At 39.8% G+C, this 10200-nt stretch carries 8 protein-coding genes; 4 read left to right on the forward strand and 4 right to left on the reverse strand.

Annotation, left to right across the window (positions count from 1 at the left end; translation table 11 throughout):
* Positions 1–286: 286 nt before the first annotated feature.
* Complete coding sequence (locus tag BO222_RS09270; RefSeq protein WP_075820426.1) at positions 287–799, reverse strand: hypothetical protein; 513 nt, start codon at positions 797–799, stop codon at positions 287–289.
* Positions 800–1009: 210 nt separating this feature from the next.
* Positions 1010–1183 (reverse strand): DUF362 domain-containing protein, encoded by a 174-nt coding sequence (locus BO222_RS09275; protein ID WP_075820428.1) that lies wholly within the window; start codon positions 1181–1183, stop codon positions 1010–1012.
* A 402-nt stretch (positions 1184–1585) separates the two neighbouring features.
* On the opposite strand from BO222_RS09275, the gene BO222_RS09280 reads away from it, so the two are divergent.
* Entirely contained in the window at positions 1586–3037 is a 1452-nt protein-coding gene (locus BO222_RS09280; RefSeq protein WP_075820430.1) for a radical SAM protein, read from the forward strand.
* Positions 3038–3237: 200 nt separating this feature from the next.
* On the opposite strand, the gene gdhA is transcribed toward BO222_RS09280, so the two are convergent.
* Positions 3238–4569, reverse strand: a complete 1332-nt coding sequence (gene gdhA / locus BO222_RS09285) for an NADP-specific glutamate dehydrogenase (RefSeq protein ID WP_075820432.1) — start codon at positions 4567–4569, stop codon at positions 3238–3240.
* A 236-nt stretch (positions 4570–4805) separates the two neighbouring features.
* Between gdhA and rpiB the strand changes: the two genes are divergently transcribed.
* The gene (gene rpiB, locus BO222_RS09290; protein WP_075820434.1) at positions 4806–5255 is read left to right on the forward strand and encodes a ribose 5-phosphate isomerase B; all 450 of its coding nucleotides are present in this window, start codon (positions 4806–4808) and stop codon (positions 5253–5255) included.
* Between the two features lie 178 nt (positions 5256–5433).
* On the opposite strand, the gene recQ is transcribed toward rpiB, so the two are convergent.
* On the reverse strand, positions 5434–7404 hold the full coding sequence (gene recQ / locus BO222_RS09295) for a DNA helicase RecQ (protein ID WP_075820436.1): 1971 nt from the start codon (positions 7402–7404) through the stop codon (positions 5434–5436).
* A 292-nt stretch (positions 7405–7696) separates the two neighbouring features.
* On the opposite strand from recQ, the gene BO222_RS09300 reads away from it, so the two are divergent.
* On the forward strand, positions 7697–9760 hold the full coding sequence (locus BO222_RS09300; protein ID WP_075820438.1) for a hypothetical protein: 2064 nt from the start codon (positions 7697–7699) through the stop codon (positions 9758–9760).
* 152 nt (positions 9761–9912) lie between these two features.
* Positions 9913–10200: IS66 family insertion sequence element accessory protein TnpA (gene tnpA / locus BO222_RS09305; RefSeq protein ID WP_198931970.1), on the forward strand; the 288-nt coding region annotated here is incomplete at its 3' end.

The following is a 10200-nucleotide window of genomic DNA, read 5'->3' on the forward strand; positions in this document are numbered from 1 at the left end:
ATGGAAGTGCAGAGATGCATGAAGTTGGCTGATACTAATCGGTCGAGGGCTTGATCGAAGCAAGCGAAGTGTAAAACACAAAGAACAAAGACAACAGACAAGAAGGATGTCGCTGATGTTTGGTTTTCAGGGATTCATAAAAAGAATTGTGCCGATTAATCCAGAGCAGATCTGAATTAATCGGCTTTTTAATTTTGTAATAAAATCTAAAACAGCTGGATTTCAGGAATCCAGCTGCAGAAATGAATTTTTGACAGGGAAATCCTGAAAATCACTTTATTCTTTATTAATGCTTTTTGCAGAAGAATCGGATAATCGAGAGGGCCCCAAGGATCATCAGAATAAGCTTTCCAAGATCAATTAAGGTTCCCTTAGGATCCTCTTTGATGTCATCCTGCAGTTCGTCTATCCGGGCTTTGAAATCCTGTTTAGCCTCCTGGGCCATTTCTTTTTCTTCTTCAATTTTCTGTTCAACTTTTTCTTCAGCCTGCTTTTTAAATTCTTCACCAGAATTTTTCAGGTCTTCAAGAACCTGTTCAGCATGCTCTAATCGCTGTTCTGCAAGAATCTTATCTGATTCTAATCTTTGTTCTGGAGTAACAGTAGTTGAAACGCCATCCATCATGCTTGCTGGATCACTTGAAGTCCTGTAATCGAGGCTGACTGGATTTTCAATTGGTGCTTTCTTGTCGTCTTCACTTCTGGTAGTGACTGGTTTTGCTGAGTGTTTGTTAGAACGAGAAGAATATTGGCCAAAAGACTCATCAAGCTTTTCGGCCTGGTCTTTAAATGTTTTCATTTAATAAAATACCTCCTGGTAGATACCTGATAAAATTTTAACTTAACCAGGGTAATCATTAATAATCAAATGACCACTGATCCTTGTTGATATCAGCGCTATCCTTCATTATCTTCAATATCAAAAAGCAAAAAAGACAAATAAAAAAAGAGGACGTCCAGATCCTCTTCTTCCATTTGTCTACGTTATCTATAATTTAACGATAATAAATTATTCTAAAGTAACAGCACCAGTTGGGCAAACACCAACACAGGCACCACAGTCGATACATACATCAGGATCAACTACTGCTACACCATCTGGAAGTGTGATAGCACCTGTTGGGCATGCACCTTCGCAAGCTCCACATCCAATGCACATAGAATCATTAACAACAGCGGCCATGGGAAAATCCTCCTTCCTTGTCTCTGTATTTACTTACTCATTATAAAAGAAAAAGCAGGTTATCGCTGAATAAATTCATCAAAATGGTTAGATGACTGAAACTCCTGGACGATTAGCCACTATCTTTCCTGTTGATTTTTCACTTCCAAAGAAAACGATCTGAGAGTTATTCGAAATAATCAGCAGAAATTCATTCATGAACTTACTGAATTTACGCAGACTATAATGTATGTCTGAATCTTCCTAGAGCATGAAGGTTGTAGAGGAAAGAGATTGATATTATTTTGTTTTTAAAACTCGGCTCAAAATCTATTTATCAATTCAAAGATGAAATAAAGCCAGATGTTTAATTCAAAACGATACAGATAACTACAATCTGTATGATCTTAAGGAGAGAAAGATATGGGAATCAAAGAATTTGCCGCCCAGGCTTCGATCAGTACAGCTTTAAGTTATATCAATGGAAATCCGGAAAAGAATTTACCCAGACTCATGAGCTTTATAAATACAGTAATGAAGAATGATACTTCGTTTCCAGGCCCCAGAGCAGCTATTACCAGAGTTGTAAATGATTCAGATAATAATATGAATCATCTGCTCTGCAATATTATTCACGATATTGATCCTTCAATTGTAAAGACTGCATTTAATAACTTTGTGGTCAATGCCAATCTGGTGGGATGGGAGAAACAGCAAAAAGTTAGACAGGAATATGGATGTAATGTTCCATGGACAATTCTCATGGATCCGACCAGCGCCTGCAACCTTCACTGTACGGGCTGCTGGGCAGCTGAATATGGAAATAAGCTGAATCTGAGCTACGAAGAACTGGATGATATCATCGAGCAAGGAAAAGATATGGGTGTTTATTTCTATATTTATACTGGAGGAGAACCTCTGGTTCGTAAAAAAGATCTCATGAGGCTTTGTGAGAAACATAGTGACTGTATTTTTATGTCCTTTACAAATGGAACATTAATTGATGAAGAATTTGCTCAGGAAATGCTCAGAGTTAAGAATTTCTTTCCCGTGCTTTCGGTTGAAGGCGATATGGACGCAACCGACTTCAGAAGAGGGGATGGAGTCTATTCCAAAGTCATTCAGGCCATGGATATTCTCCACGAGAACCATCTTCCGATTGGAATCAGCTGCTGTTACACTTCAAAGAACATACCATCGATTGTTTCAGATGAATTCATCGATGAAATGATTTCTCATGGAGTGAAATATGCTTGGTATTTTCACTATATGCCAGTGGGAAATGATGCTGCTCCTGAGCTGCTTCCTTCTGCAAAACAGAGGGAATATATGTATAACCGAATCAGAGAAATTCGCTCAACAAAAGAGATTTTCCCTATGGACTTTCAGAATGATGGAGAATATCTGCAGGGGTGTATTGCTGGGGGCAGGCGTTATTTTCATATCAATGCAAATGGTGATATGGATCCGTGTGTCTTTATCCATTATTCAGATTCGAACATCAGAAAAAAAAGTATTCTTGAAGGTCTTTGTTCACCGATGTTTATGCAGTACAGAAAAAATCAACCATTTAACTCAAACCATCTGAAGCCATGTCCAATGCTTGAAAATGCTGGTGTCCTGGAAGAAATGGTTAATTCAGTCAATGCGCACTCGACAGATCTTGAATCACCTGAACCAGTTGAAAGCTTAACTGAAAAGTGTCGTACATATGCCAAAAACTGGTCTGAAACAGCGGATGATCTGTGGAAGAAATCTCATCATATCCCGTATAAGGAAACTCATGAATATGTTATGAGCCGGGCCCAGTATGAAAAAGAGATTCTTCCCAAACTGAATAAGGAAATAGAAGAAAATTCCCAGCCAAAAGTTTAAATCATTAGAATGACTTAAAAACATTGATATAAAACCAAGCCGATTAGGATCAGTTCGTTCTGGTCATAATCGGCTTTTATTCGTTTGACTGCCTGATAAATTTGAGTGGATGATAAAAAAGGAAATGCCAAAGCCAAAAAGCTTCAGCATTTCCTGGTTTGTAATTAAGAGTTGAAAGGATTGATTTTGGATTGCTGAGTTTAGCAGCAGCCCTGTGCTTTCATAGCTTCTGCAACTTTGAGGAATCCGGCAATATTAGCACCGATGACGTATTCATCAGGATGACCAAATTCAGCAGCAGTATCGCGGCAGTTTTCGAAGATGCCTACCATGATGTCCTTAAGCATTTCATCGACTTTTTCAAAAGTCCAACTCAGATGTTCAGCATTCTGACTCATTTCCAGACCAGAGCAGGCAACACCACCGGCATTGGAAGCTTTACCAGGAGCGTAATAAACACCGTTTTCCATCAGGTAATGAATCGCTTCTGGTGTTGTTGGCATATTTGCGCCTTCACATACACAGAACACTTTGTTTTTAACAAGTTCTTTGGCATCATCCAGATTCAGTTCGTTCTGAGTAGCACATGGTAAGGCGATGTCGCATGGAACAGACCATGGACGTTTTCCTTCCATATAAATCGCATTCGGATGTGTTTCACAATATTCTTTAATGCGTCCGCGGCGAACTTCCTTAATTTCCTTAACACTGGCCAGATCAATACCTTCAGGGTCGTAGATCGATCCATTTGAATCGGACAGCGTTACGACTTTAGCACCCAGCTCAGTTGCTTTCTGGCAGGCATAAATGGCAACATTTCCAGATCCGGAAATAGCAACTGTTTTTCCTTCGAAGCTGGTCCCTTTGTTATTTAACAAAGCTTCAGTGAAATAGCAAAGTCCATAACCAGTAGCTTCAGTACGAACGAGGGATCCTCCAAAGCTCAGACCCTTGCCGGTTAATACTCCAGACCATTCATTCGTGATTTTCTTATACTGGCCAAACATATATCCGATTTCACGTCCGCCTACACCGATATCTCCAGCTGGGACATCCGTATTGGGTCCAATATATTTGTAAAGTTCAGTCATGAAGGACTGGCAGAAACGCATCACTTCTGCGTCAGATTTTCCTTTTGGATCAAAATCAGATCCACCTTTTCCTCCGCCCATTGGCAGAGTAGTCAGTGAGTTCTTGAATACCTGTTCAAATCCGAGGAATTTAATGATTGAAATATTTACGCTTGGGTGGAAACGAAGACCACCTTTGTAAGGTCCGATTGCATTGTTGAACTGAACACGGTATCCACGGTTCACCTGAGTTTTACCCTGATCGTCTACCCATGGAACACGGAACATAATCTGGCGATCTGGTTCAACCATTCTTTCAAGAACGCCATCATCAAGCAGTTCGGGTTTCTTTTCAGCAATAACCTGAAGTGATTCAAAAACTTCTTCTACTGCCTGAAGAAATTCAGGATCGTTCGGATTACGGCGTTTTACAGTTTCATATAGAGCATTTAAATCAGCCATTTTGATCTCCTTTTTGAATTAACGTGTTTTAGTATAGCATCTGGATTCAAAGTTGAAACACCAAAATGTAAAAATTTTCATTCTTAAGAAAAGAATTGTAGCATTTTCAGAAAAAATCAGAACGAGCCGATTCATTAAAGATAAGACAGTGGATTTAAACCAAAAAGGTTAAGCATATGAGAATTCATCAGGTAAAATAGATATTGTCTATTTAGACAGGAAGAAGAGGTATATCCATGAAGATCGCTATGGCTAATGATCATGCCGCTACTGATATGAAAAAAGAAATCGGAAAAATGCTTTCCGATGAAGGATATGAAGTCATTGATTTTGGAACAGATGATAATGCAAGCTGCGATTATCCAGATTATGCCAAAAAATGCGCCCAGGCAGTTGCGAATAAAGAAGCTGATTTTGGAATTGTCATTTGTGGAACAGGAATTGGAATCTCAATTGCTGCAAATAAAGTGAATAAAATTCGCTGCGGACTTTGTCATGATGTAACGACTGCGCGTTTAACCCGTGAACATAATGATGCCAATATGCTCGCTCTTGGCGCCAGAACAACTGGGATGGAAACCGCCAAAGATATTGTTCATACCTTTTTAAACACTCCGTTTTCTGAGGGTGCTAACCACATTCGGCGTATCAATAAACTCAGTGATATTGAAGCCAGCCAGAAATAAGGATTTCTGATTCTGACTGGAGAAGAAGTAAAAAAAATGAATGCAAAAAATAAAACAAGGACTGTGCTTATTTAAGATATAGTCCTTGTTTTAATTTTGATTTATATTTTGGTAATTGCGTTTATAAATTGAATATCAAAGTTTTCAGCACGAAAAACTCATGTATCGATTCTGGCTCTTAAAAGGTATCTTCATGCAGGTGAAGTGAAAGGATTTCGCCTGAAGAGTGTTCAGCTGCTTTTGAATCATTCGCAGAATCAGATACACTTACTGAATTGTTACTGGAATCGGATTTCTGATTTTGTTGGTGATCCTTTTGCCAGTCCTTGATTATGGTTAAGAAATACTCGCCATATTTTTCGAGTTTCTGGGCACCAACCCCTGAAACTTTAGACATTTCCTCTTCATTTGCTGGTTTCATAATCGCCATCTGCCTTAAGGTACGATCATTGAAAATGATGTATGGAGGAACCTTGTTTTTAATTGCAAGAAACATCCGTCCCTTTCGAAGCAGCTCGAAAAGTTCTTTTTCTGAATCATTAAATTCTGATAGATCTTTACGCGCTTTCTGTGAAGCCTGTTTGCTTAAAAGACGATGGATGATAATTGGTTCGTCTTTGGCGATCGCATCACTTAAGGAAGAAGTTGCCTTTAAAGTCTGGAATGAATCGAGAGACCTCTGAAGATATCCTTCTGCACAGAACAGTTCGAGATATTCTCCAATGTCTTCAGTGGTCATATAATTGAGAACTCCAAAATGATTTCTCTGATCAAGGCCTCTCTGAGTGATCCTTTTGGTTTTGCTTCCGTGAAAATATTCCTTGAGGATTGAAACTCCATAATTGGTAGGAAGTGTCGTCAGAGCTTCAAAGAAGATCTTTCCAAGACCAGAGACATTTTGTTCACGATATCCACGTTCACAATGAGAACAGTTTTCGCATTGTCCTATCACTTTTTCTCCAAAATACTGAAGAATGTAAGTCCTCAGACATTCTTCGGTGAAACAGTAATTTCTCATTTTGGACAGACGGACCAGATCCATTCCTAAAACCTGATCGATCTGTTCCTGAGACATTCCGTCTTTTTGATATTTCTGGTTCTGCTCAATTAGAAAACGATTGGTTTGATAATCCTTGGACCCATAGAGAAGAAGACACCAGGAAGGCAATCCATCTCGTCCAGCCCGGCCAGCTTCCTGATAGTAGTTTTCCATGGATTGGGGCATGGAATAATGAACCACAAATCGAACATTACTTTTATCAATTCCCATTCCAAAGGCATTCGTGGCCGCAATAACCTGGATACGGTCATAAATAAAATCTTCCTGCGTCTGAAGACGCTGACTATCAGAAAGTCCAGCATGATAAGCAGCGCTTCGAATTCCCCGGCTGTTGAGATATTCTGCGACTTCTTCTGTTTGAGCTCTCGTAATGCAATAAACAATGCCGCATTCACTTTGATGGTGGCTCACGAAGTTCCATAGAGCCTGCATTTTATCTTTGGGATGCTGAACATCAAAGTAAAGATTGGGTCTGTCAAAGCCAGAAGTCTGAATAACAGGGGATTTGAGTTTAAGCTGATCTACAATATCATCGCGGACCCGATAGGTGGCCGTGGCGGTAAAAGCCGCTACGACTGGTCGTTCTGGAAGGGTAGTCAAAAACTGAGCGATAGAAAGATATGCAGGACGAAAGTTCTGACCCCAGCTTGAGATACAGTGCGCTTCATCAACAGCAACCATGGAGATTTTAATTTTTCTGCAAAGATCTGCAAATGCAGGCGTCAAGAGTCTCTCTGGCGCAACATAGATAATTTTATAGCGGCCTGCTCCCGCTCTGGCTAATGCTGTTCGATATTGCGGAAGAGTTAATGATGAATTCAGATAGGCCGCAGGGATTCCTGAAGATACAAGAGATGTCACCTGATCATGCATCAGTGAAATTAAAGGGGAGATAACAAGAGTTACTCCTTCAAACATCAAGGCAGGAATCTGATAACAGATTGATTTTCCTCCGCCGGTAGGCATAATAGCCAGAACATCTTTCCTATTCAGGATTGATTCAATCAGCGGCAGCTGTCCAGGACGAAAGGAATCATATCCAAAATATTTTTTAAGCAAGTTGGCAGGCGCATTCGTATTAAAATCCATATCCTCTATTATGAGCAAAGAAAAGATTTTCAACAATTGATTCAGATAAATCTTCAGACGAAAAAGTCATTCACCAAAACGAAAAAGAAGGAAACATAACTAAGAAACATGAAAGAAATATGGACTTTATTTCTTTTTTGAACAATTGTAAATGAAAAGTAAGCTTTAGAATGTCAGATTTGCACAATCCGATTCATTCTTAAAACGTTAGAGTGGTGAGAAGAAATACATAAATTATATATTTGTTACAATCGACGAAGGATGTACATAAATCACATGAAATGAGAGCAATATGAAAAAAACAGTTAAACAATTTCTAATTCAGCTGATCCTGGCCATCCCAGCTGCAGCCATGTTAATGCCTAATAATCGATTGAGTCTTATCAACGCTTTTTTTGTCCTTTTGTTTGCGGTGATGGTGCCATTTTATGATCCAGTGGGGCTTATTAGTAATTTTCGACATCAGAATGCAGCTGAAAAAAAGAAGTTCGTTCTGAATGATCTGCTGCCGGCGATTTTACTAGATCTGGTTATCATCGCAAATCTGATAAAAAAGCAGAATATGATGCTGCTTTTTAGAGCAGTATCCGCTGGAATTGCCCCACTCTGGCTTGGAGTTGTTTTTGGGCTCATCTCTTTACCTGGGCTGCTGTCATTTTTTTACGGTCTGAATGATCTTCTTGATCAGAAATTCAGTAAAAAAACAGTATGGAAAGTTGCTGGAATTCTTGCGTTGCTGACTTATTTCATTCAATGGAATCAGTCTGTTTATCCGGATATAGACAACTATTATATTTCGCTGGTTGTAAATGGACTGTACTCCAGAAGTGAAATTTTATGCCAGTTTATTTCACCTGTTATCAGCTGGCTCTCATATGGACTTGGATGGCTTTTACCTTTCGCAGATGGGTTCAATTTACTGATGGGGCTTTCACTTATCGTTGGATTCTGGATTGTTTATGGCGCGGTTATGGAAAAAAGCTCCAGGATTGCAGCTGGCTGGATTGTCTTTTTAATGATGGCTCCAATGGTAATTATTCAGAATACATTTCACATGAATTTCTCCAGTGTCGGCGCATTATTGATATGCCAGGGCTCCATTGGAATCTGTTGTGTGCTTTTAACCAAAGAGACTAAACGACCGATTCTGCTGGGGGCAAGTCTTTTTGTTCTGGCTATTGGAAGCGGAATGCGAATAGAATCTCTGCTGATGATATCGCCCTATGTTCTGTTGTCATTTATCTATCTGATCTGGTTAAAGAAACAGAGTATTTTAAGAAGCAGATTTCATATTCTGTGTCTGACTCTGTCAGCAGCTGCCTTGATTATTCCGCCAGTACTTCAAATCGGAATGTCTTTGGATCCGAAACTGGATGACGGAATACGGTATACCTCAGCACGTTCAGATCTCGTCGATTATGAGTGTTATCCATTTGATTCCATCGAAGATGAATTAAATGCCATTCAGGTGAGTGCAAATGATTATCAGGCCATCAGAAAAGTGAATCTGATCAATACGGAAAAATACACGACCGCATTTCTGGAGAAGGTAAGCAGAATTGCCAAAGTGAAGAATTTGCCTTTGCGCTTTTCTTTTGGGGAAATTCTCAGGATACTGACTTCAGATTTTCAGGTTTTGTATCCATGTTTCCTGTGTGTCTTAATACTTCCAATGATCTTATGTATCTGTAATAACCGAATAGAGAATCTGATTCTGCTTGGGCTTTCGGTCATTGGCAGTTATCTGATTTTGTGCTATTTCATGTCTGTAGGAAGAATCCCCCCAAGAATTATTCTTATTCCATTGTTTGGGATTCTGATGAACAGCGGTTTTGCTTACCTTGCCAGCAAAGAGATAAATGAGCCTGGTCATTTTTTGTCTAATCTGTTAGGCGTCGTTTTGATTGCTGCTGTCCTCTATCTTTCTGGGATTATTCCTCAGGATGGACAATTCCATTTACTGGATTCATGGTTTGCAAAGGACACCTCCAGAATCACAGATATGAATAGACTGAAGACGCGAAGAGTCTGGAGTGTTTTTGATCAGATCGAAGATTTAAAAAAGTATTACATTTCTTCAGGGAAACTGCCTGATCATCAGTATCTGCTGACTCAGCTTTCGGATGGCGGCTGGATGCTGAACCAGCCATATTATGAAGATCTTCTTCAGGAAGCTGACGTTCAGAATATGTTAAGAAGCCTTGCAGATGGAGAATATCTCTATGTAGCCGATCAAGAGAGAGCTGTACAAACTGGAATTATGATGAAAGAAAGCGGATTAGGCAATTATCAGCCGCAGCCAGTGGATGATCTTCAGGGATTTACAGTCTGGAAATTTGTCGCACAAAACGAATAAAAGGATCAAATCTGAACCGCATTCTATCTTGAGGAAGAATGCGGTTTTTCTATATTGTTGTTTTGATTTACCGTAACCTTTTGAAATTTGCACGGGCTTAGATCCTCCGGTTCCAGTCGATATTCTGTATTCGACTAGAACTGGAGGATTTTATGCATAATTATCTGTTTTCCAAATCCCGTGAACTGAATCAGGAACAGTGGATGAACCTGGTTGATCAATATCAGGTGTCAGGTCTGACTCAGGCTGGCTTCTGCGTCCAAAACGGCCTGGCTTTATCCACCTTCCAGTACTGGCGCAGAAAAGCTGCCGTCGTATCGCCTGCTTCAGCGGCTCTTGAATTCGTAGAAATTGACAGGACGGTCTTCCTGGATTTGGAAGGATCAGACGAGAGTCCAAAGCCGGTGATTGAAATCACTGACAGCGACCGAACGATCCGT

It is taken from the genome of Ileibacterium valens (genome assembly GCF_001945525.1).
Classification (GTDB): Bacteria; Bacillota_I; Bacilli_A; order Erysipelotrichales; family Erysipelotrichaceae; genus Ileibacterium; species Ileibacterium valens.